The sequence below is a fragment of the Pontibacter rugosus genome (assembly GCF_042678745.1).
GTDB classification, from domain to species: domain Bacteria; phylum Bacteroidota; class Bacteroidia; order Cytophagales; family Hymenobacteraceae; genus Pontibacter; species Pontibacter rugosus.
In genome coordinates this window covers 1-21,809 of the sequence record NZ_JBHTLD010000026.1, presented here as the reverse complement: position 1 = coordinate 21,809, position 21,809 = coordinate 1, and the positions used below count along the sequence as shown (strand labels likewise).

Below are 21,809 nucleotides of genomic sequence, written 5' to 3'. Positions count from 1 at the left end.
CAAGTATATGGGCAGCCTTTTTATTTGTAGCTTATTCAGCCTGCTACAGGTAAGTATAGTATAGGGAGGGAATTAATTTTCAGTATGATAAATACCAGTTATCCTGCAAAAGACTTGGTAGAAATAGAGGACCCTACTCCCGGAGGTTAAGCTTTCGCGACTTGCGGGGGAAGGGGCTCTTATCAACAAGATTCTTTCAGGAGGACAAAATAGTTTAAACTACATTTGTCCGTGTACTTATTATTCAATCCAGCTTCTGTTTTATACTTATGGATTCAAACTGCTACATCTCTAGCTGCTCTTCGTATAGCTCCCATTTTTCTAATACGGCCTTAAAGTCCTGAGGCAGCTCTGAATCATACTGCATGAATTCTTTGGTTACAGGATGCTTAAAACCCAATGACTTGGCATGTAGCGCTTGACGAGGCATAAGCTTAAAGGCATTTTCTACAAAGGTTTTATAGCTCCCGTTCGGCATGCCAGATAGTATACTGTCGCCACCGTAAGTAGCATCAGAAAAAAGTGGGTGGCCCAGATACTTCATGTGTGCTCTTATCTGATGCGTTCGACCAGTTTCCAGGTTACACTGCACCAATGATACATGCTTAAAGCTACGCAATACCTTATAGTGCGTGACGGCATGCTTTCCATATCCCCCATCAGGGTAAACAGACATTACCCTACGATCTTTTGCACTACGCCCTACATGGCCCGTTATAGTTCCGCTTAGCTGTTTAGGCACTCCCCACACCAGTGCATAGTACGTGCGCTCAATACTGTGGTCAAAGAACTGCTTTGCCAGGTAGGCCATACTATAATCTGTTTTGGCAATAACCAGCAGCCCCGACGTATCTTTATCAATACGATGTACTAGCCCTGGTCTGCTCTCCCCGTTCCTATGCGTTGGCAGGTTCTGCAGATAATACTTTAGAGCATTTACCAAGGTGCCGCTCCAGTTATTATACGCTGGATGCACTACCATACCTGCTGCTTTATTAACCAGCAGCAGCTCCTCGTCCTCGTATAGTATAGTTAGAGGAATATCTTCAGGTATAACATCAGTATCACGAGGAGGCTCAGCAAGCGTAATGGTAATAACATCCTGTGGCTTTACCTTATAGCTTACTTTAACAGGTTTATGATTAACCTGAACCGACTCTGACTTGATAGCACTCTGTAATTTGTTGCGTGTTACATTCGGCAGGCGGTCCATCAGGAATTTATCTACCCGTAGCAGCGCCTGGTTTCTATCTACTACAATACGATGATGCTCGTAAAGCTCATCTGAGTCGTCGATGTTTTCTGTTTCTGTATATTCTACCACGTCTTTGCAATAGGTACAAAAAAAGAAAGCCGAAGTATACACATCGGCTTTCCCTAAAAAATGAATGTTTTGCTACTCGGTACTAGTTCTTCTTCTTCGTAGATTTAGAAGTAGCAGCAGCTGGCTTAGCAGCGGCTGGCTTTGTTGCAGCTGGCTCTGGCGTTGCCTGAGCTTTAGCTGGGTCTACGCCTAATTTTCTAAGTACAAGTGGAGAAATGTCTCCATCTTCCGGTCCAGCCAATAGCGCCTGATTGCTGATCACGTAAGTATAACCGTTTTCTTTTGCTACGTCTTTGATAGCTTTATCGATTTTGGTGATAATCGGATCAACTAATGACTTTTCTTTTTGCTGAAGTGATGCCTGAGCACTACGCTGAAACTCCTGGATAGAGTTGTTCAGGTTCATAAGCTCTTTCTCTTTGTCTTCACGGATAGTTTTATCCATAGTAGACGCACCTTTTTCGTAAGCTTGTAACTTGCTTTCGTACTCTGAGTATTTGCCTTTAAGCTGGTTCTCAAGTTGTGTGCTGTGCGTTTTCAGCTCAGACTCAATTTGCTTGCTTTCTGGCATCTGAAGCAGAATATACTCTACGTTAGTATAACCAAACTTAAGCGGTTGGTCATTACCCTGTGCGAAAGACGCAACGCTGATCAGTAAAAACGCTACTACTAGTGATTTGATTTTGTTCATCATTGGTTGGTTGATTAAAAAAAGTATTAGATGTTAGTTATTAGACTTCTTTTTGGTTGTTTTAGCTGGCTGCCGCACCGGCTGTTGTTGTTGTTGTTGTTCTATCTGTTCTTCTCCTACTTCTGGCAAATTGCCTGGGTCATCTACAATAGCATCAGCAGGCTGCTTACCCGGTGTGTTCTTCTGATCCGATGCCAACCCCAGTTCTTCTAACACATACTCTGTATAGTCGTGCACGGGGTTTGTATAGATCATCACCAAATCGCCGGATTTATCAAACATCACCTGAACCCCCCTGGCCTTAGACACTTTCTCTACCGCTACAAAAACTTCATCCTGTATGGGGCGCATTAGTTCCTGGCGGCGCTTAAACATCATGCCTTCGTAGCCGAAAACCTTTCGCTGGTAATCTCGCAGCTCGTTTTCTTTTTTGCTGATTTCTGCCTGGCGTTTCTGCTTCATAGCATCCGTTAGCAGCACTTCCTCAGCTTTGTATTCCTGCTTTAGCTTATCAGCCTGCTGCTGTAGTTGCTCTATTTCGTTTTGCCAGGCACCAGCGTATTTATCCATCTCCTGCTGCACTTTATTGTAAGCCGGCATTTTGCTCAATATAAAGTTTGAGTCAATATAGCCAATCTTCTGAGCCTGTGAAACAGACACAAACAAAAAGCTTGCTAAAAAGATGAACAAAAACTTTTTCATACTAATTCAAATTTAGCGTATCTGCTGGCCAATGATGAAGTGGAACATACCTCTATCAGCATTTCTGCCAGTAGAACCTGGTAGTGTATCCAATCTCCAGCCGTAATCAAAGCCTAGCAAACCAAACGCTGACATAAATATTCTTGCACCAACACCTACCGAACGATACAACTTAAATGGGTTGTAATCTTTATAGCCTCCAAAATTATTACCTGCTTCTATAAAGGCAAGGCCATAAATAGTAGCCGCTGGGTTTGGAGATATCAGCTGGCGAGCCTCTACCACAAATTTATTATAAGCTATACCACCTGCATTCAGCAAAGCCGGATCGTTGTTGTTAGCTATAACAGACTCATCGTCGTAACCACGCAGACCAATGTATTCAGTACCTACAAACACATTGCCACCACCAAGACCAGCACCACCAAGTTTGAATCGCTCAAAAGGTCCGATTTGTCTATCTGAACTGTAAGTGTTCAGGAAACCAAAGTGTGCTCTTGTATTGATTACCAAATTCCCTGCCAAGTTTATAAAGTATGAGGCATCAAACATCCATTTATTGAATTCGATAAACTCATAGTCACTTTCATCACGATCTGAGAACAGTGAGTAAGGAGGCGTTAAGTTAACACTAAGCGTGAAAGATGATCCTCTTCTAGGGAAAGTAGGGTTGTCTATACTAGAGCGCCCGATGGTGTTCACAACAGAAATACTGTTTGAGATACCGTTAGAGAACTGGTTTGCCGTGTTACCATCAAAGGTTGAGAACAAGGTATAATTCTTTAATGAATAACGGCTATAAGAAAGCGAGTGATTCATGTAGAAGTAGTTGTCTGGCCAGTTTAAACGGCGTCCTAAGCTAATAGCACCACCATTCACGTTTAGCAAACTTTCGTCATTGCTATCCTGCAACTGGTACTGTGCTCTTCTGTAAACTGTCTTAAACAAACTAACTGTTAGAGAGTTTGCCTTACGCCCACCTAACCATGGTTCAGTGAACGAGAAGCTGTAAGACTGGTAGTACTTACCGTTTGCCTGTATGTTCAATGACAAGCGCTGGCCATCACCTGTTGGAATAGGTCTCCACTCTGACAGGTTAAGCATTTTTCGTGTAGAGAAGTTATTAAGCGTTAAGCCAACCGTACCAACAGCTCCAATAGGACCACCCCAACCACCGGAAAGGCTTATTTGGTCATTCGGTCGTTCTACTACGCTATAAGCAATATCTACTGTACCTTCTGCCGGATTCGGAATCGGGTTCAGGCCTATGGTTTCCGGATCAAAATAGCCAAGAGCAGCTAATTCGTTTCTTGTTCTGATTAGGTCATCACGGCTATACTTCTGGCCAGGCAGCGTACGAATTTCACGCAGGATTACATGGTCACTCGTTTTATCGTTTCCTGAAATCAGAATTTTGTTGATGGTTGCCTGCGTTCCTTCAAACACACGCATCTCTATATCTATAGAGTCTCCCTCTACACGTACTTCTACAGGTTCAATGTTTGAGAAGAGGTAGCCATCATTTTGATATAGCGCTGAAACATCAACCCCAACAGGATTATAGGTAAGGCGCTTTGCCAGTTCCTCCTGATCGTATACATCGCCTTTCGATATACCTAATACACGTGCCAGGTAAGCGTCATCGTACAGGTAGTTACCTGTCCAGGTTATATTACGGTAGTAATAGCGCTGTCCTTCATCAACCGTTATCTTTATACCTAAGCGATCATCGCTGATACGGTAAACAGAATCCGAAACAATGGTAGCATCTCTGTAGCCTTGGGAATTATAAAATGTAATTAGCGCCTCTTTGTCTTGTTCAAACTTGTTGCGGTTATACTTTGATGAGGAGAAAATCTTATAGAATTTCTTTTCTTTAGTGTTCTTAAGCTGTCGCTTTAGTTTCTTATCAGCAAAAGCCTCATTGCCTTCAATTTCGATGTCTCCTACTTTCACCTTATTGCCCTTATCAACATGCACATTTAGCATCACGCTGTTAGGAAGCACTGAGTCAGGCCGTTGCGTTATATTAACCTTCGCATTCAGATAGCTCTTGTCTACATAATATTCTTTCACCACGTTTCTGGTGCTGCTCAAAACCGCATCCGTTACCAAACGTCCTTTTTGCAACGGCACCTTATCTTTCAATGCTTCAGCCTGTGACTTATTGATGCCGGAAAAACGGAAATTAGATAAGCGTGGGCTCTCTGTCAGGTTAAAGGTCAGATAGATTACATCTCCCTCAGTGCGGGCTGATACATCCACATCTCCCAAAATACCTTGCTCCCAAAGGTTTTGTATAGCACGGCTTATATCTTCTCCAGGAACAGTTATCATATCCCCTTCTTTCAAACCTGTAAGTGAGGTAAGCGCTATTGGCTCCAGAAACTTAGAACCACTTATAGCAATACCACCTATGCGGTACTGCTTTGGCTGTGAGTAATCAATTGGAGACGTCTGGGGGGATTGGCCCAGTACCTGAGAAGAGGCTGTGCCTGCAAAAAGCAGAAACACTAGCACCCAAATGCATCTTGTCATTAGTGTGTTTATCACTTGATTAGTTGTTCACTTGTCTTACCGAATCTGCGCTCGCGGTTTTGATAAGAAATAATTGCTTCGTAAAGATGTTCTCTCCTAAAATCAGGCCAGAGCAACTCTGTAATATATAATTCAGTATAAGCTAACTGCCAGAGCAAAAAGTTGCTTATCCGCATTTCACCGCTTGTGCGTATAAGCAGTTCCGGGTCTGGTATGCCTGCTGTAGCAAGGTGGCTGGTAAACGTAGCCTCATTAATGGCAGCAGCAGATAGTTCTCCCTGCTCCACTTTCTTTGCTACTTGCTGCATCGCCTGTGTCAGGTCCCAGCGGCCACTATAGCTTAGGGCCAGCACCAAAGTCATTCGGCTATTGTGCTTTGTCAGTTCAATCGCCTCCAATAACTCCCGTTGGCATGCCTCAGGCAAGCTGGCAGTATCACCAATAGTTTGCAGGCGGATGTTATTCTTGTTGAGTGTGGCCGTTTCTTTTCTGATAGTAGAAACAAGCAACGTCATCAGCGCAGACACTTCTGCCGCAGGTCTCGACCAGTTCTCTGTCGAAAAAGCGTATAGTGTCAGGTAGTTCACCCCAAGCTCAGCTGCCGCCTCTACTGTATCACGCACAGCTTTTATGGCGTTCTGATGCCCAAAAATACGCAGTCCGCCTTTTCGCTTTGCCCAACGTCCGTTACCGTCCATGATAACGGCAACGTGTGCAGGTAAATTGCCTAAGTCTACTTTCTCCTTTAGATTCATTAAAACACAATTTCCTTGCAAGTTACAAAAAGCAAGACAAATTTGTGAAACATTGCTATTTAATCTAGCAGACCTGGCTCCTTCTTATAGGTAGGGGGGCAATTAATGCGATAAAAAGTGTAGGAAATACTGACGCCGTTGTAAAAATACCAGTCTTTATCGTTCGGGTTTGCCAAGTGCAACGGTTCTTCTTCTGAGAGCTGATCAATTTTATCAGTGAACAGTTTGCGAGCCCCGAACTCCAGCCCCAGGTTCCAGTGCTTGCTTAAGGCATACTTTAACCCTACCCCAAATGGCACAGCAACTGTCAGGCTTGTTACATACTCTTTGTTAAGATCATCCTTCGCACTTATGAGCTTGCTGTTGTAAAGAACACCAGCCACACCAACAAAGGCATAAGGAGACAAGCGGGGGCGCTGCCTGCGGCTATAGTAGTCGAGAAAGTTATACTCCATCACACCGGATAGCTCCAGTAAGCTCAGCTTTAGTTCTGCTTTTCGGTAATCATGAAAAGGCAACTCTTCATAAGCCTCATCGCTAAAGGTATTATCGTCTGCAATGCGATGGCTACCCATAATGCCACCACGCAAGGTGATTGCATTAGACATATCACGGCGATAAAACACCGTTAAGGCTGGCTGGTTGTTTAAGAAACGATAATTAGGGGAGAGTTCTCCTTTATAGTTTGCACCTCCAATGCCAATCCCGATTTCTGAGGTTGATACGGGTGTGGGCAGCTGGGCGAAAGCAGAGGAGCTAAAAAAAACACTCCCTATTTGTATAGTCAAACAAATAAGGAGTGCCTGTTTAAAAATCTTTGATGTCATGAATACAAGGGAAGTTTAGTTGAACAACGCCGCGTTGTCCGTTCTATTATCTAAACTTCGGACTTCTGATACGCGGTGCCAGAATATAATTTAAAGAAATATTTGTCGTAACGTACCAATCATCATCAGAGGTATCTCCTCTTTGTTGCCTGTCTCGGCCGTAACCTTTTACGATACTGTAAGGGGTACCACTTGGGTCTGCAATTGCCTGCCCTGGAAGTACCTCAACGCTTCTGTCAGAAAGTATAGCCGCAGCGGTTGGGTTTTCGCCGCCGCCAGCCAGTATATTTGCTTTAGATGCGTAGGTTGTGCTAACGTCATCAATATAATCGGTGAAAGTTTTTCTCCAGCCCACTTCAAGCGCCAGATCCCAATATCTATCAACTTTGTAGCGAACACCAAAACCAAAAGGTATTACAAACTGAACACGCTTATACGGCTCCGGGTAGTTATCACCCTCCGCATACTGTCCTTCGGTACCTAAAGGTTGCAATTCATACCAACCTGTTGGAATATTATTTGCGCTGGATAAGCCACGGCGGGTGCTGCTGTCATAATAAGCCTTTGGGTTATGGTGCATTACGGCTACACCAGCAAAAGCATACGGTACAAAATCAGGTCGGCGCTGAAATGAGCTACGGTTCTCAAACAGGTCTACTATACCAACAACGCTGATCTCTTTTATATCATTACGAAAAGAAAGATTTCTTCCGTAGCGGCCTGCATTCTCTGCTTCGCTTTCTGATGCACTCAGGGCATCATCACCTGTAACACGCCCCCAGTTAAACGCTGCTCTACCTGATATGCGCGGCGTATACCGGTACGTATAGGTAAGGCCAACACTAGGGCGGGTTGATTTAAAACGGAAACTTGTAAAATCCGGCTCAGGCACTATGTCGCCAAAGTAATTCATGGCTCCCACGTTAACACCCACCGAAGCATACTGTCGGCGTTTCGTCCAGCGCTGCGCATCAGCATCGGGAGCGATAACGGTTAACGTAATAATTAAAAGTAGAGCAAGCGTACAAAATTTCTTCATAACGAACGTATTTCTAAAAGGTGGCGTTTCAGCTGGTTTGCAGAACCCCTAGATTATCAGAGACAAAAATAGTTATAAAACCCAATTATCGAAATGATATTACGAATATTTAATATTACTTTAATTGACTATTCCGCTTATCAAGTCCCCAATTTAATTTACTGCGTAAGGTGGTTAAAAAATTAACGTGGTGTAACTTTACTAATTTTGCTACAAAACGCTCACGTCGCACAGCCAGCTGCACATTCATATCAACCGGCGTAGACCTTGAATCCAAAGCCGCCAGGTAACTACTGCTACGCCCTTCTACCTCAAAAGAGATAACACTCCTATCTGAAACGATCATAGGGCGCACGTTGAGGTTATGCGGACATACGGGCGAAATCACGAAATTGTTAGTTTGCGGCAATACTAATGGGCCGCCGCAACTGAGTGAATAGCCAGTAGACCCTGTAGGCGTGGCAACCACCAAACCATCTGCCCAATAGGAGTTTAGGTATTCTCCATCTATATACGTATGCACCACGATCATGGAAGAAGAATCGCGTTTAAGAACGCTAAACTCATTTAAGCCGAAGTTTATTCCCCCGAAAACCTCCTGATCGGAATCTACCCTTATCAAGGCACGACTGTCTATGGTGTAGTGGCCCTTGTAGAGTGCATCCAACGCCATATTAATGCTATCATAAGGTATAGTGGCCAGAAAACCGAGCCGGCCTGTATTGATCCCTAGGATAGGTATCTCCTGCTCCCCCACATACGTTACAGTATCCAGTAAAGTGCCATCCCCACCTATGCTAAGCACCACATCTACGTTATCCAGTTTATCGCCACGCTTAAAAGTTTGAATACCCGTCGGTAAATTAACTGTGTTGCGCAGGAATAACTCAAAGTGCTCTACCAGGCTTAAATCAGCTTTGCGGCGCTGAAGCTCATCAAACAAAGCCTGTATGAAGGGCGTAATATCGTCATTAAAAGGTTTACCAAGTATAGCTATCTTCATATTATTAATTTAAAACGGGAAGCGTGCACTAAAGTAAAAGCCTTTGTCCCCCTCCCGGTTAATGGCATATTCCCCCCGCAGCACAATATCGTAGAAAGTAACCACATGCAGCCCTAGACCACCTCCAACCAGCAATTGATTGGTTAACGGATTGCCTTTTTCAAATGTATTATCTACTACGTAGCCTGCATCTGTAAAGCCATTGAGGAACACGGACAAAGGTATGTTATTAAACTTCGGATTATCTATAAATTTGATTCTGATGCTTTTGATATCAAGCAGCTGCCGTGTTAGCCCCTGTTTAAAAAGGCCATAGTGCTGCCCTCCTACTACATAAAGCTCATAGCCCCGCACGTAAGACCTATATCCAAGTGCTATGTTATCGGCAAAGGCATATTCGCCAGCTAAGCGCAGTTGTCCTTCTGCCCCAGCCATGTAAAAGTATTTTGCTGAAAGCGGTATATACTTCACATACTTTGCACGGGCTGTCGTAAAGGGCGTTCCTGTCTTATCCAGGAAAAAAGTCTGTGCTACCCCAGCTTCGAAATAGCTGCCCGCCAGCGGATAGGCAAAGTTGTTACGCAGGTTAATTACTTTAAAAAGCTCTGCACGCATATACTGCCGCTCCTGCTGTCCATTACCGTAGTACGATGGGTTTAACAGCGTGACGGAATCAGAAATGTGCTCGTTATGAAAAGACAGCCGCAGCCCTTGCTGCCGCTGCACGTTTTGCCGATGTATCAGCGCCCCTGACACAGAAGTACGCTTGATGGGCAGCCCCCCTTCTTCCTCTTCCAGAAAATATTGCCTGTTGTTAGAATTTGTATAGCTGATGGTGCGGCTGCGATAATCTGCCACAGCGAAATCGGCACCAAGGTTATACTTGCGCCATATGTATGGGATACGGTAGGCCAGTTCCAGCCGCTTGTTAAAACCGCGCTGCACCCGCACACGCACCTCTTCGTTGCGGCCTCTGAAATTCTTTTGCACCAGGTTTAGGCCATAGTCTATGCGGCTCCAGTCTTTCTTCTCCAGCCAGGCGGCAAAGTTTCTGTCGGCAAAATCAAAGATGGGCACAGGGTAGAGGTAAAACCGCTCCTGCACCTCATAGGCAATCTGCAAATTGCCTGCATCACAAGTATAAGTATAGTTTACATGATGAAAGAGCCGCAGGTTAAATAAACGCTTTTGGTTATCCAGCAGCAGTGCCTCCAGATCTTCTGTAAGTATGGAATCGCCCGGAGAGAAGGTGAGCTCACGCAGCATTACCTGCTTTTTTGTTGTTTCGTTACCAGATAAGGTAATACCCGAAACAACTACCACGGGCACAGCACAAGGCGCTGCCAGCGCCACAGCTCCAGAAAAAAGTAAAAGGAAAAAGAGGAAAACCCGCAGTAGCATTACCGCAAGTTACTAAATATCGAGGTATTTAAAGAGCATGTCCAGGCGATCGCGACCTACATCGTAATCAGCGGTCTTGTCGCTAAACTGTGCCGTGATGCGGTATTCAAAACGCTCTAGCGTAGCAATAATGCGCGTCAGGTCTGTTGTATTCAGCTTTAGGGTAAGCTTTATGTTGTAAGCATCCATCTCGTCCTGAGACACATAGGCGCTCAGGACTTTCACGTTCTCTTCCTCGATCAGGCGGCTAATCTGGCTCAGGGAATAGTCGCGCTCCGGCATGCAGAGCACTAGTATACTACCCTGCCCCTGCAAGGCCGACATTTGCCCAAAAGCAGCAAGCGTATCGTTTATTGTGATGATTCCGGCAAAATCCTGTTCCTCATCCAGCACAGGCACAACCTGTATTTTGTTCTTAATAGCAGCCTCCATCACATCATAGAAGTGCTGATGCCCCTGTACGTGCACCTCTTTATAGTCCAGCTCTAATTCTTTTAGCTGGCGGGCACGGTCAGGCAATTCTATCAGGCTTAGCTCAGTTGCCAGCCCCATATACTTGCGGTTGCTCACCACAGGCAACTCGTTTACGCGGAACTCATCCATCCAACGCAAAGCTTTTTCTACGGTATCGTAGAGCTTCAGCGGTGGAATCATTTGGTTGATGAGTTCTTCTGCAATCATGTATTTACTGCGGTTAAGGGTGTTTTTGTTAAGAAACTATCTAAGATACTATTAAACTTCTCCGGATGTTCCATCATAGGTGCATGTCCGCACTTATCAATGAAGTATAAATCGGAATGATGAATGAGCCTGTTGAACTCGTAAGCTACCAACGGTGGGGTAATGGTATCGTTCAGTCCCCATATTAACAACGTTGGTACCTTAATGTTTGTGATATCTTTAGCCATATTATGCCGTTGAGCCGATTTGGCAATAGCGATAATACGAAGGCACTTAGAATTACTGTTCGTGATAGAGAATACTTCATCCACTAGCTCCTGGGTAGCCGTTTTAGGATCGTAGAAGGTATAGCCCACCCGCTCCTGTACATATTCATAGTTGCCACGTTTCGGGAAAGAACCGCCCATCGAATCCTCAAACAAACCAGAGCTGCCTGTTAGCACCAAACGCTTTACCTGGTTAGAGTTCTTTAAGGTATAAACTAAACCTACGTGGCCACCAAGCGAGTTGCCTAACAAAGTCAGGTTACTCAGATTTTTCATTTTCACGAAATCTTCCACAAAACTTACCAGGCCGGGCACACCAGCCTTGTGCAGTGCCATCTCATAGATAGGCATAAGCGGAATAACAACACGATAGTTTTTAGAGAAATGATCTACAACGCCGTTCCAGTTGCTAAGTGCACCAAATAGCCCATGCAGCAGTAAAAGCACTTCGCCTTCTCCCTCATCAATATACTGAAATTCTCCTTCTTGTCTGACTTGTAAATCCATTGAACCAAAAAACTTTTTGAAAGAAACGTGTTTTTTACGTTAGTGGTCGAACGTGTGTGCAATATTAGCAATAGTAACCCAATTTTGAAGCATGTGCAAACCATAAGTGGTAAGTGCCGCTTCCGGATGAAACTGCAGCGCGTATAACGGCAGTATACTATGTTTGAATGCCATCAGTTCCCCTTCCTGGGTAAACGCCAGGGGAACGATACTTTTAGGTACGTTCCGCAGCACCAGGGAGTGATAGCGCACAACAGGCATTCGTTGTGGCAGGTCTTTGAAAATGGCATCGCTTTCGCAACTGATCTCCGAAATCTTGCCATGCATCGGCCTTAGCCCTTTTTCCAAGCTGGCACCAAAAAACTCCCCTAATGCCTGATGTCCCAAACAAATACCCAGCATCGGCACCCGCTCATGGTAATACGTAATCACCTCCATCATGCTGCCGGCCGCTTGCGGCGTGCCTGGCCCAGGCGATAAGACAATGGCCTCTACTGGTAACTGCTGTATTTCCTGCAGCGGCACATCGTTTCGAACCACCAGCGCTTCTACTCCCAACCTCCCAAAGTAATCGACCAGATTATAGGTAAACGAATCAAAATTATCGAGCAGAAGAAGCATTTAAGATAATAAGTTAAGCGGTTAGAAAGTTAGAAACTCAAGTTGAAGAACAGTACTTCCAAGACAAGGATGAAGCCTATTCAAATCAAAACTGTCCCTATCTCCCACAACTTTCATCTCTACCTCTTAAAAGTGCTGCCGCAGCGATAGTATAAGAGCTTTTACAAACGGAAGCACATAGCTTAGGATATCAAGCGCGTAAGGAGTTGTTTTAAGCACCACCGGGTACACCATCGATGCATCGGCCGTTTCCTGAGAAATGCTTATACCTGCCATTTCAGAAACATAGAGCAGCAAGCTAAGGGCTACACACCATTTTAGCGCACCAAGTATGGCTCCTAATACGTTATCGAAAAGGCCAAAAGGCGTAAAGTCAATTACTTTTTTGAGTAAAAGGCCGCCCAGGTGAATGAGCAGGATAATCCCTACAAAAACAATTAAAAAGGTAACGTACGGCAGCAACCCATGCGCATCACCAATAAACTCGGATACAACTGGCAAAGTAGAATCCAGCAGCTTCAGGCCACCAAGTATAGCCAAAACCAAAGCTACCAGAGAAACCAGTTCCAGCAACAAACCTTTACGGAAACCCATAAAGGCACCGAAGGCAATAGGTATAGCCAGAAAAAAATCAAACGTACTCATGTATGAAGACGTTAGATTTTAGACGTAAGACAATAGACCTTTCTGAAAGTGATTATCAATCTAAATCTTAAAGCTGTTGCCTTGCAGCAGTTCTATTATGGAAGCAAGGCAACAGCTTATACTTTAAAAATCAGTATTGTTCAGCAATGCGCCAACTGCCTGTGAAACAGCGCGACCATCGGCCTGACCAGCCAACTCTTTGGAAGCTACACCCATTACCTTGCCCATATCAGAAGGACCTGTGGCACCAACACGCTGTATGATTTCTAGAATGCGCGCGCGCAGGTCGCCTTCGTCTAACTGCTTTGGCAGGTACTGCTCAATTACGGCAAGTTCTGCCAGTTCCACTTGCTCCAGGTCCTGACGGCCTTGCTGTGCATATAGGTCTGCAGACTCACGGCGTTGCTTGGCGGCTTTAGAGAGCAGCTTCATCTCCGTGTCCTGGCTGATGCCTTCGGTGCCGCCCTTTTCTGTTTCGGCTAATAGTATCTGCGATTTTATACTTCTAAGCGCTTGCAAACGCGCTTTGTCTTTCGCCAGCATGGCCTGCTTAATATCAGTGTCAATGCGTTCTTTTAACGTCATAGTTTTAAAATTAAAATATCGTTTATACTTTGAAAAGCTGCTGCTTAAGCGGCAAGTTAAGTTTTATACGCATCTACAGCTAAAGCCACAGACATCAACTTAAACAAAATTAACTTAACTTAGTCATTTGTAAAACTAACGTACAAACCGGCCTTGGTGCCACGCTTGCTTCATACCCATGACCAAACTGAGTGTAAATATAAACAAAATAGCCACGCTTCGGAACGCCCGCGGCGGCAACAGACCAAACCTAGTACAGACTGCCCTCGATTGTGAGCGCTTCGGAGCCGAAGGTATTACGGTACACCCGCGCCCAGACGAGCGCCACATTCGGTATCAGGATGTGTACGACCTGAAAGAGGTGGTAACCACTGAGTTTAACATTGAAGGCAACCCAACACCGGACTTTCTGAGACTGGTAAAAGAGGTGCGCCCGGCACAAGCCACCTTAGTGCCAGATGCTCCGGATGCTATCACCTCTAATGCTGGTTGGGATACTGTAAAGTACAAAGATTTTTTAACAGATGTGATCGGGGAGTTGAAAGAGCTGGGTATCCGCACCTCTATTTTTGTTGACCCAGTAGTAAGTATGGTAGAGGGTGCCGCCGCCGTAGGCACTGACCGCATTGAGTTGTACACCGAAGCCTATGCCAGCGAGTATCTTCAGAACCGGGAGCAGGCTATTGCCCCCTACTTGGCCGCTGCGAAAAAAGCACAGGTGTTTAACCTGGGACTGAATGCAGGCCACGATCTGGACCTGGACAACCTGCAATACCTGCACCATACACTGCCAGGACTGCAGGAGGTAAGTATAGGCCATGCCCTGATCTGCGATGCCTTGTACCTTGGCCTTGAGAACACCATACAGCTATACCTGCGCCAGCTTAAATAGATGGTAAACACAATCACGATAGAAGAGTTTTTGCAGAAGGCAGCCCAATTGCCTGTGCTGGATGTGCGCGCGCCACAGGAGTATGAGGTAGGGCATATCCCGTTGGCGCATTCATTCCCTATTTTTGATGACAAGCAACGGGCTATCATCGGAACAGCTTATAAGCAGCAGGGCCATGATCCGGCCGTGTTACTTGGTCTCGATTCTTTTGGACCAAGAATGTCAGGTTTTGTAAAAGAAGCGACAAAGCTGGCGCCAAATAAAGAGCTGTTAGTGCATTGCTGGCGTGGTGGCATGCGCAGCAGCGCTATGGCCTGGCTGCTCAACTTCTCTGGCTTTAGGGTACACTTGCTCAAAGGGGGTTATAAAGCCTACCGCCACCTGATGCACGCACAGTTTGAGAAGCCGCGTAAGCTGCTTATACTTGGCGGCCTTACCGGAACAGGCAAAACCGATATACTGCCCTACTTACAGCAGCTTGATCAGCAAAGCATAGATTTAGAAGGACTGGCCAACCACAAAGGCTCTGCGTTCGGAAGTATAGACATGCCGCCACAGCCAAGCACAGAGCATTTCGAAAACCTGTTGGGCATGCAGCTGTTGCAACTAAGCGAGCAGCAGGCGCTGTGGCTGGAGGACGAAAGCAAAACGATTGGACGTGTGGTAATGCCGAAGCTACTGCACGACCAAATGCTGGCAGCACCAACAATTGTGTTGGAGATACCTCAAAAGCAGCGGATTCAGAAGCTTGCTCAGGAGTATTGTAATACCGATAAAGATTTGCTCTCCGCAGCTATACTTAAAATAAAGAAGCGCTTGGGCGGCCTGGCCACGAAGGAAGCCCTGGCAGCCATCGCCGAAGGCGATATGGAGAAGATGGTGGAACTAGCACTCGTATACTACGATAAGGCTTACAACTTCGACCTGGACAAGCGCCAGCGCCTTATCCCGCTGAAACTTGAAAGTATAAATCCTGAAGAAAACGCTGCGCAAGTGCTGCAGCTGGCTCAAAAACATAAGCTCCTTTAAAATGGAAGATACTACACCCACTGAAAACATAAAGCTGACCCAGTACAGCCACGGCGCTGGCTGCGGTTGCAAAATATCCCCTAAAGTGCTCGACACTATCCTGCACTCTGACATTAGCTATCCTGAGGAGAAAAACCTGCTGGTAGGCAACAGCTCCCGCGACGACGCTGCCGTGTACGACATAGGCCAGGGCCGCGCCGTTATCAGCACCACCGACTTCTTTATGCCGATTGTAGATGATGCCTATGATTTCGGACGCATTGCCTCGGCAAACGCTATTTCGGATGTCTATGCTATGGGTGGAACACCAATGATGGCAATTGCCGTATTGGGCTGGCCCATTGATAAGCTTCCGCCAGAAGTAGCCAGGCGTGTGATTGAGGGCAGCCGTAGCATCTGCCACGAAGCTGGCATTCCGCTGGCGGGGGGCCACAGCATCGACAGCCCGGAACCAATCTTTGGTTTGGCTGTAACAGGAATGGTAGATATCGAAAACCTGAAGCAGAACGACACAGCCACTGCTGGCTGTGAGCTATACTTGACAAAGCCGCTGGGCGTGGGCATCCTCACTACTTCTCAGAAAAAAGCTATACTTAAGCCGGAGCATGCGCACCTGGCACCACAGCAAATGATGCAGCTCAATAAAATTGGTGCGGAACTGGGACAACTGCCCCAGGTAAAAGCCATGACCGACGTAACAGGTTTCGGCTTGATGGGTCACCTGTCTGAAATGTGCGAGGGCAGCAAACTAACAGCAGAAGTATACTTCGATAAAGTACCTGTTATACCTGAGGCACTGGATTACCTGGCACAAAAAGCCATACCTGGTGGCACAAACCGTAACTTCGACAGCTATGGCCATAAAATCGCCGACCTTACGCCAGACCAAAAGCACCTGCTCTGCGACCCTCAAACCAGCGGCGGCTTACTCGTCGCCGTCGATCCTGCTGGCCGTGAGGCGGTGCTGGAGATTTTCCGCAAGTATGATTTACAGCTAGAGCCGCTGGGCGTGCTGAAGGAGCAGAATGGCGAGGAGAAACTGATCAGGGTGCTGTAAAGCCTCTTGTCATCTCAAAAGGATTTTGCTGAAAAACCACATGCTCCTTTCTGGGATTGGCTGCAAGTATGAAGCAGGTGCTGCGAAAGGAAGGTTGATCAAATCGCTCCTACTTTCGTAAGCTTAACCTGAATAAATCACTATTGATAACTATTTGCTGATAATGAAACTACACTATAAAGAAATGGGCCAAGGACAGCCGCTGTTGATACTGCACGGCCTGTTCGGCACATTAGATAACTGGGCAACTTTAGCTAAGCGATTGGCAGAGCACTACCACGTGTTCCTAATTGATCTGCGCAACCACGGGCGCTCTCCGCATGCCGATGAACACACCTATGAACTGATGGCTGCCGACGTACTGGAGCTAGTAAACGATCTAAAGTTGGTGACACCGGTAGTTATGGGCCATTCTATGGGCGGAAAAGTAGCCATGAAGTATGCCCTTTCTTATCCTGACCGCCTCACCAAATTGATTGTGGTAGATATTGCCCCTAAAGCTTACCCACCACACCATGATGATATAATCGAGGCCCTGCAGTCTGTAGATCTGACCTCCACCACCAGCCGCAGCGATATTGATGACCAGTTGGCAAGGACCATCCCGCAACCCGACGTACGCTTGTTTTTGATGAAAAACATTTACCGCAAGGAAGACAACTCTTTCGGCTGGCGCATGAACTTAGACGGGATTGACAAGAACTATGAAAACATAGCCGCTGCCATCTCTGCTGATGCCCCGTTCAAAAAACACACCCTGTTCATCAAAGGCGGCAGGTCGAGCTATATAAAGCAGGAGGATATTATTGATAGTATTGAACGCCTGTTTTCACTGGTAGAGGTAGAAACCATTCCTGACGCTGGCCATTGGGTACACGCCCAAGCACCAGATGAGGTGTATGAATTGGTAACCAGATTTATAGATGCTGATTAATCTGAACTAGGATTGACAGGATGAGATAAGTGTACGGGATTCAGTAAAGGAAGCACGCTGATGTACACCTCCTCTTATATCTTAAAATGTCACCCTGTTTATCTACAAAATCCTGCAAATCCTGATTCAGACAATATAACTACCTTTGCCCCATGAAACAAACCGGCACACTATACCTGATCCCGACCATACTTGCGGAAGACACACAACAACATGTTATTTCGCCACAGGTAAAGGATACCGTGCAGCAACTGAATTATTTCATAGTAGAAAACCTGCGCACTGCACGCCGCTATGTTAAAAGCATTTGCCCCGACTTGGTCATAGAGCAGCTAAAATTTGTGCAGGTAGATAAAGATGCTACGCCAGCACAGGTACAAGACTCGCTGAAGCCACTACTGGAGAAAGGTATAGATGCAGGCATCATTTCGGAGGCAGGTTGCCCCGGCGTAGCCGATCCTGGCGCTGAAGTGGTGAAATATGCGCACCAGCTGCATATAAAAGTAATTCCTTTCGCTGGTCCGTCTGCCATACTTTTAAGTTTGATGGCGAGCGGCTTTAACGGCCAGCAGTTCTGTTTCCACGGTTACCTGCCCATCGAGAAGCGCGACAGGCTACAGGCCCTGCGCCAGCTGGAAAAAGAGATGCAGCAGCGTAACCAGACGCAGATTTTTATGGAAACACCTTACCGCAACAACAAGCTGCTCGAAGACCTACTCGCCAATTTACACCCGGAAACCAAGCTTTGTATTGCCGCCAACATTACCTCACCGGAACATGAATTCATTCAGACCAAGAGCATCAGCCAATGGAAAGGCAAACTTCCGGATATACATAAGCAGCCGGCGGTGTTTTTGATTTATCGGTAAGCGTGTAGTTTACCAGCCTGGAGGCGGGTTTGTCGTCACACCTCTGATAACACGACAATCGTCAGGGAAAATAAAAGGGCGCATACGGTATTCTATATCTTCTTTTAGTATGACTACTTCCTTGGTACTTACACCTGCTACATCAAAGAAGCCGATTACCTTTTCTTCATTATCTGAAACATTGAAAACATTTCCTTTCACTTCAGCAGGAGGAGGATCGAAAACTGTACCAGTACTCTCCTTCTGCTGCTCCAAAATACGGAAAAAGTCGTAAGCCTCGCTTGTAATAGAATATTGATAGATTTTTAGCTTATTTTTCACTCCTAAGTACCTATTAAACGGAATAAAGAGAACATTCTGGTTAATAACTTTTCTGCCATTCGTAAGCCGATCATCTGTTACTTTCAGTTGTTCAAATTTTTCAGCACTATAACATAGCATACAGCAATCTTTTGGTGCCGGAAGGCCAGTTGTAGGATTTATATAAGCCCAAGGTTGGGTAAATATTGCATACTGGGAGGCAAAAGACCACCGCATGTAGTTTTTTTCTCCTCCTGGGTCTTTGTAATCTACCAGTACATTGTATCCTTCCAGCAACTTCTTTTCCTTCTCCCCCTGAAACGCATACGACTGCTCATCTACTTCAAAATGCACTGAGTCAATGGCAATTGGTTCTTTTAGTACAACTGGTACCGATTGGTAAACTTTACTTCCTACAGCAATATTCAATGTGTAGGTATGACCAACTATGCCCCCTGTTTCGTTTCCGCCTATTGGATAGTAGTAGCCTGCCTGATCATAAGCAAAAAAAACAGTTTCTCCCTCTTGGTTAACAACGTAAACCTGTGCCTCTTCTTCAAACTGATTATAGGGAAACGAGTAAGGCTGCGAATAGCTCAGTTTCACATAATTTAGGCTTGCCTCATTTGTAAAGGTCCCTTCAATAACCAAGTGCTTTCTTTCCTCACCATTTTTGATATCCACTGGGTCTATGCATCCCATCAGGAATACCAGCAGCAATAATAATGTTCTTGTTAGCATAGCTTAAAATTTAACATTGAAGTTTAGAGATGGGATCGGTGCACCAATTACTGCTAATTTGTAAGCACTAGGTGGGCTTCCGTAGTAGTGTTGATATAACGTAGAGTAGGCATTCTTTCTTCCGTACAGGTTATAGACGGAAATGCCTCCACTGTACTCTACCTTTCCTCTTTTAATGATCTCTCGGTTCAACGCCACATCCAGCCTATGATAGTCTGGCATACGCTGCTGGTTACGCCCCACATAATTGGCGAACCTCTGATCCTGGTACAAATACCAGGAGTCTGCAGCTGTTATAGGTCTTCCTGTAGTGTAAGTAAAATTACCAGTTACCTTCCACTTAGGCCAGATATGGTAATCGGCAAAAATATTGAGGTTTATAGGTTTGTCATAGTTAGATGGGTATGACAAACCATCATTGATTGATTCTTCTGGAGTAGTGCCCGCTATTTTACGATAAGATCTCGAATACGTCAGGCTTATCCAGCCTGTCAAGCGGCCTAAGCTTTTCGTCAGCATCCACTCAGAACCATAAGCATACCCGTCGCCAAACAATAGCTCTGCCTCTAGCGCAGGATTTAATAAAATAGTTGCTCCGTCTTTATAGTCGATCTGGTTGTAAAGTTTCTTATAGTAGACTTCCCAGCTGAACTCATACCGGTTTTCGTAATGCGTATGAAAATATCCGAGCGAGAATTGATCTGCCACTTGTGGCTTTATGTACCTGTTAGACAGCTTCCATATGTCCACAGGAGTGATAGATGCTGTGTTAGATATGACTTGGATATACTGCCGTGTTCGACTATAACCTGCTTTCAATGATGTGTTAGCGGTTAGAGAATATTTGATAGAAGCACGCGGTTCTAGCCCTTGGTAGGATTGCACTGTTTTACCTGAACCATAAAACAGTGTATCGGTAATAGTTTGTTCGCTGCGAGGCTGCCCTTCTGCATATAAGAAGGTTTCTGAAGGCCCGACTTTTGCATAATGGGAGTAGCGTAGCCCTAGTGAAAGTGACAATCTATCATTTACTTTAAAATCGTCGTTAATGAATCCTATAAATTCATAGCCTTCTTCCTCATTTAAAGTTCTACGGTTAAGGCTAGAAGTTCCATAAGGCACCAAGTCGCCAGGTTTAATTTTATACAGAGAAGCTTCGCCTCCAAAATCTACCTGATGATTCTCTTTGCCGAAGTATCCAAAATCAAGTTTTACCTGCGTCAAATCAACCCCAGAGTTCAACTTGAATTCTTCTCCGGTGGCAATTCCCTCTACTTCATTTTTGTAGTTGCTTTTAACCAGTGTGGCTGTACCTGTAAAGGTATTACTAAAAAGATGGCTCCACTTCAGGGTGCCTAGGGTATTAGTCCAATGGTAAGTAGTGTCGTAAGGAAATTTAAAGCCATCGGCACTATAATACCCCGAAAAGCTTAAGCTGTTTTTTTCATCCACCTGATACTTAAACTTAAGGTTAGCATCATAGAAATAACCAGAGCTGTTTTTAATATTCCTGTTAGGAAATAGCTTTAAAATATAGCTGGGATAGGCCCCTCGGACAGCTGCCAGCACAGTAGCCTTTTTGAAAATTGGGCCATCCATACTAAACTTAGCTGTTATAGGGGATACTCCTATTTCATACTTCATTTCTTCTGAGTTGCCATCACGTAAGCTAACATCTAAAATAGAAGATACACGGCCACCGTATCTGGCTGAAATGGCATTTCGGTGCAGCACAAAGCTTTTCAGAATATCCGGGTTATAAACAGAATAAAATCCGAACAAGTGGTTTGCATTGAAGAGTGGCGCATCATCCATCAGTACAAGGTTCTGATCCGCGCTGCCGCCCCGCACCATAAATCCAGAAGTACCTTCACCTGCATTCACCACGCCGGGCAATGCCGACACCGCCCTAATCACATCTGCCTCTCCTAACAGTTTAGGCATACGTGTTAGTAACTTCTGATCAACAAAAGAGCTACCCATGCGGGTAGAATTAACATCTGTAACAGGCCTAGTTGTTATTTCTACTTCTTTTAAGCTAAAATTATGAGGCAAAAGCATTAAATCTATTTGCTTGTTGGCATCTACTACAATTGTTTCTTTCAACGGCTTCATCCCAATGTACTGGCATGTTACTTCGTAAGTGCCTTCTTTCAGCTGTAATGAGAAATTTCCCTGCTTATCAGTTAGCACACCAGACGCTCCTGGCGTAAAAACTAAAAAGACCCCCTGTAGCCTATCTCCCCAAGCACTTTTTACAGTACCTGTTAGTTTATACTTGATGTCAGCAGCTTGCTGTGCCATCACCTGCTGAGCAATCAGTAGGAATAGTATAAGTGCCTTGATTGTTTTCAGGGGCATATGACCGGCAGTTTTATATGATAAATTTTATATTTCCAATA

The 21,809-nt window shown here is 45.2% G+C and carries 21 protein-coding genes; 5 read left to right on the top strand and 16 right to left on the bottom strand.

What is annotated here, in order from left to right; genetic code table 11:
* Positions 1-283: 283 nt before the first annotated feature.
* The 14 genes from ACFQ2O_RS04885 to ACFQ2O_RS04820 form a co-directional block, all read right to left on the bottom strand.
* Positions 284-1,324, bottom strand: coding sequence for an RluA family pseudouridine synthase (locus ACFQ2O_RS04885; RefSeq protein WP_377523299.1), 1,041 nt, complete (start codon positions 1,322-1,324; stop codon positions 284-286).
* An 82-nt stretch (positions 1,325-1,406) separates the two neighbouring features.
* Positions 1,407-2,018 (bottom strand): OmpH family outer membrane protein, encoded by a 612-nt coding sequence (locus ACFQ2O_RS04880; protein ID WP_377523298.1) that lies wholly within the window; start codon positions 2,016-2,018, stop codon positions 1,407-1,409.
* Positions 2,019-2,048: 30 nt separating this feature from the next.
* Positions 2,049-2,717 carry an OmpH family outer membrane protein gene (locus ACFQ2O_RS04875; RefSeq protein ID WP_377523295.1) on the bottom strand — a complete coding sequence of 223 codons (669 nt, stop codon included), beginning with the start codon at positions 2,715-2,717 and terminating at the stop codon, positions 2,049-2,051.
* A 12-nt stretch (positions 2,718-2,729) separates the two neighbouring features.
* The gene (gene bamA / locus ACFQ2O_RS04870; RefSeq protein WP_377523292.1) at positions 2,730-5,255 is read right to left on the bottom strand and encodes an outer membrane protein assembly factor BamA; all 2,526 of its coding nucleotides are present in this window, start codon (positions 5,253-5,255) and stop codon (positions 2,730-2,732) included.
* An 11-nt stretch (positions 5,256-5,266) separates the two neighbouring features.
* Positions 5,267-6,010 carry an isoprenyl transferase gene (locus ACFQ2O_RS04865; RefSeq protein WP_377523291.1) on the bottom strand — a complete coding sequence of 248 codons (744 nt, stop codon included), beginning with the start codon at positions 6,008-6,010 and terminating at the stop codon, positions 5,267-5,269.
* Between the two features lie 59 nt (positions 6,011-6,069).
* Positions 6,070-6,837: a type IX secretion system protein PorG gene (gene porG, locus ACFQ2O_RS04860; protein ID WP_377523290.1), complete on the bottom strand. Its 768-nt coding sequence runs from the start codon at positions 6,835-6,837 to the stop codon at positions 6,070-6,072.
* 46 nt (positions 6,838-6,883) lie between these two features.
* Positions 6,884-7,876: a DUF6089 family protein gene (locus ACFQ2O_RS04855; RefSeq protein ID WP_377523288.1), complete on the bottom strand. Its 993-nt coding sequence runs from the start codon at positions 7,874-7,876 to the stop codon at positions 6,884-6,886.
* A 115-nt stretch (positions 7,877-7,991) separates the two neighbouring features.
* Positions 7,992-8,879 carry an NAD kinase gene (locus ACFQ2O_RS04850; RefSeq protein WP_377523287.1) on the bottom strand — a complete coding sequence of 296 codons (888 nt, stop codon included), beginning with the start codon at positions 8,877-8,879 and terminating at the stop codon, positions 7,992-7,994.
* A gap of 9 nt (positions 8,880-8,888) precedes the next feature.
* Positions 8,889-10,280, bottom strand: coding sequence for a BamA/TamA family outer membrane protein (locus tag ACFQ2O_RS04845; protein ID WP_377523286.1), 1,392 nt, complete (start codon positions 10,278-10,280; stop codon positions 8,889-8,891).
* A gap of 12 nt (positions 10,281-10,292) precedes the next feature.
* Complete coding sequence (locus ACFQ2O_RS04840; RefSeq protein WP_377523285.1) at positions 10,293-10,961, bottom strand: CBS domain-containing protein; 669 nt, start codon at positions 10,959-10,961, stop codon at positions 10,293-10,295.
* On the bottom strand, positions 10,958-11,734 hold the full coding sequence (locus ACFQ2O_RS04835) for an alpha/beta fold hydrolase (RefSeq protein WP_377523284.1): 777 nt from the start codon (positions 11,732-11,734) through the stop codon (positions 10,958-10,960). Before ACFQ2O_RS04835 ends, ACFQ2O_RS04840 begins: the two co-directional genes overlap by 4 nt.
* A 39-nt stretch (positions 11,735-11,773) precedes the next feature.
* Positions 11,774-12,355, bottom strand: coding sequence for an anthranilate synthase component II (locus tag ACFQ2O_RS04830; RefSeq protein WP_377523283.1), 582 nt, complete (start codon positions 12,353-12,355; stop codon positions 11,774-11,776).
* A gap of 126 nt (positions 12,356-12,481) precedes the next feature.
* On the bottom strand, positions 12,482-13,000 hold the full coding sequence (locus tag ACFQ2O_RS04825; RefSeq protein WP_377523282.1) for a CvpA family protein: 519 nt from the start codon (positions 12,998-13,000) through the stop codon (positions 12,482-12,484).
* A 123-nt stretch (positions 13,001-13,123) separates the two neighbouring features.
* Positions 13,124-13,585 (bottom strand): GatB/YqeY domain-containing protein, encoded by a 462-nt coding sequence (locus ACFQ2O_RS04820; RefSeq protein ID WP_377523281.1) that lies wholly within the window; start codon positions 13,583-13,585, stop codon positions 13,124-13,126.
* 178 nt (positions 13,586-13,763) lie between these two features.
* Between ACFQ2O_RS04820 and ACFQ2O_RS04815 the strand changes: the two genes are divergently transcribed.
* The 5 genes from ACFQ2O_RS04815 (at position 13,764) to ACFQ2O_RS04795 (ending at position 18,366) form a co-directional block, all read left to right on the top strand.
* Positions 13,764-14,477, top strand: a complete 714-nt coding sequence (locus ACFQ2O_RS04815; RefSeq protein ID WP_377523280.1) for a pyridoxine 5'-phosphate synthase — start codon at positions 13,764-13,766, stop codon at positions 14,475-14,477.
* Entirely contained in the window at positions 14,478-15,506 is a 1,029-nt protein-coding gene (gene mnmH, locus ACFQ2O_RS04810) for a tRNA 2-selenouridine(34) synthase MnmH (RefSeq protein WP_377523279.1), read from the top strand.
* Between the two features lies 1 nt (position 15,507).
* Positions 15,508-16,563: a selenide, water dikinase SelD gene (selD, locus tag ACFQ2O_RS04805; RefSeq protein WP_377523278.1), complete on the top strand. Its 1,056-nt coding sequence runs from the start codon at positions 15,508-15,510 to the stop codon at positions 16,561-16,563.
* Positions 16,564-16,726: 163 nt separating this feature from the next.
* Complete coding sequence (locus tag ACFQ2O_RS04800) at positions 16,727-17,497, top strand: alpha/beta fold hydrolase (RefSeq protein WP_377523277.1); 771 nt, start codon at positions 16,727-16,729, stop codon at positions 17,495-17,497.
* A gap of 152 nt (positions 17,498-17,649) precedes the next feature.
* Complete coding sequence (locus ACFQ2O_RS04795; protein ID WP_377523276.1) at positions 17,650-18,366, top strand: SAM-dependent methyltransferase; 717 nt, start codon at positions 17,650-17,652, stop codon at positions 18,364-18,366.
* 9 nt (positions 18,367-18,375) lie between these two features.
* Here the strand turns inward: ACFQ2O_RS04795 and ACFQ2O_RS04790 are convergent, their stop codons facing one another.
* Entirely contained in the window at positions 18,376-19,350 is a 975-nt protein-coding gene (locus ACFQ2O_RS04790) for a DUF4249 domain-containing protein (protein WP_377523275.1), read from the bottom strand.
* 60 nt (positions 19,351-19,410) lie between these two features.
* Positions 19,411-21,768, bottom strand: a complete 2,358-nt coding sequence (locus ACFQ2O_RS04785) for a TonB-dependent receptor (RefSeq protein WP_377523274.1) — start codon at positions 21,766-21,768, stop codon at positions 19,411-19,413.
* Positions 21,769-21,809 lie beyond the last annotated feature (41 nt).

Excerpts from the sequence above, each read along its gene's own strand:
- ACFQ2O_RS04845 (WP_377523286.1), bottom strand. The coding sequence starts at position 10,280 with ATGCTACTGCGGGTTTTCCTCTTTTTCCTTTTACTTTTTTCTGGAGCT.
- ACFQ2O_RS04865 (WP_377523291.1), bottom strand. The coding sequence starts at position 6,010 with ATGAATCTAAAGGAGAAAGTAGACTTAGGCAATTTACCTGCACACGTT.
- ACFQ2O_RS04795 (WP_377523276.1), top strand. The coding sequence starts at position 17,650 with ATGAAACAAACCGGCACACTATACCTGATCCCGACCATACTTGCGGAA.
- ACFQ2O_RS04820 (WP_377523281.1), bottom strand. The coding sequence starts at position 13,585 with ATGACGTTAAAAGAACGCATTGACACTGATATTAAGCAGGCCATGCTG.
- porG (WP_377523290.1), bottom strand. The coding sequence starts at position 6,837 with ATGACATCAAAGATTTTTAAACAGGCACTCCTTATTTGTTTGACTATA.
- selD (WP_377523278.1), top strand. The coding sequence starts at position 15,508 with ATGGAAGATACTACACCCACTGAAAACATAAAGCTGACCCAGTACAGC.
- ACFQ2O_RS04815 (WP_377523280.1), top strand. The coding sequence starts at position 13,764 with ATGACCAAACTGAGTGTAAATATAAACAAAATAGCCACGCTTCGGAAC.
- ACFQ2O_RS04875 (WP_377523295.1), bottom strand. The coding sequence starts at position 2,717 with ATGAAAAAGTTTTTGTTCATCTTTTTAGCAAGCTTTTTGTTTGTGTCT.
- ACFQ2O_RS04835 (WP_377523284.1), bottom strand. The coding sequence starts at position 11,734 with ATGGATTTACAAGTCAGACAAGAAGGAGAATTTCAGTATATTGATGAG.
- ACFQ2O_RS04785 (WP_377523274.1), bottom strand. The coding sequence starts at position 21,768 with ATGCCCCTGAAAACAATCAAGGCACTTATACTATTCCTACTGATTGCT.
- ACFQ2O_RS04880 (WP_377523298.1), bottom strand. The coding sequence starts at position 2,018 with ATGATGAACAAAATCAAATCACTAGTAGTAGCGTTTTTACTGATCAGC.
- ACFQ2O_RS04830 (WP_377523283.1), bottom strand. The coding sequence starts at position 12,355 with ATGCTTCTTCTGCTCGATAATTTTGATTCGTTTACCTATAATCTGGTC.
- ACFQ2O_RS04840 (WP_377523285.1), bottom strand. The coding sequence starts at position 10,961 with ATGATTGCAGAAGAACTCATCAACCAAATGATTCCACCGCTGAAGCTC.
- ACFQ2O_RS04850 (WP_377523287.1), bottom strand. The coding sequence starts at position 8,879 with ATGAAGATAGCTATACTTGGTAAACCTTTTAATGACGATATTACGCCC.
- ACFQ2O_RS04855 (WP_377523288.1), bottom strand. The coding sequence starts at position 7,876 with ATGAAGAAATTTTGTACGCTTGCTCTACTTTTAATTATTACGTTAACC.
- mnmH (WP_377523279.1), top strand. The coding sequence starts at position 14,478 with ATGGTAAACACAATCACGATAGAAGAGTTTTTGCAGAAGGCAGCCCAA.
- ACFQ2O_RS04800 (WP_377523277.1), top strand. The coding sequence starts at position 16,727 with ATGAAACTACACTATAAAGAAATGGGCCAAGGACAGCCGCTGTTGATA.
- ACFQ2O_RS04825 (WP_377523282.1), bottom strand. The coding sequence starts at position 13,000 with ATGAGTACGTTTGATTTTTTTCTGGCTATACCTATTGCCTTCGGTGCC.
- bamA (WP_377523292.1), bottom strand. The coding sequence starts at position 5,255 with ATGACAAGATGCATTTGGGTGCTAGTGTTTCTGCTTTTTGCAGGCACA.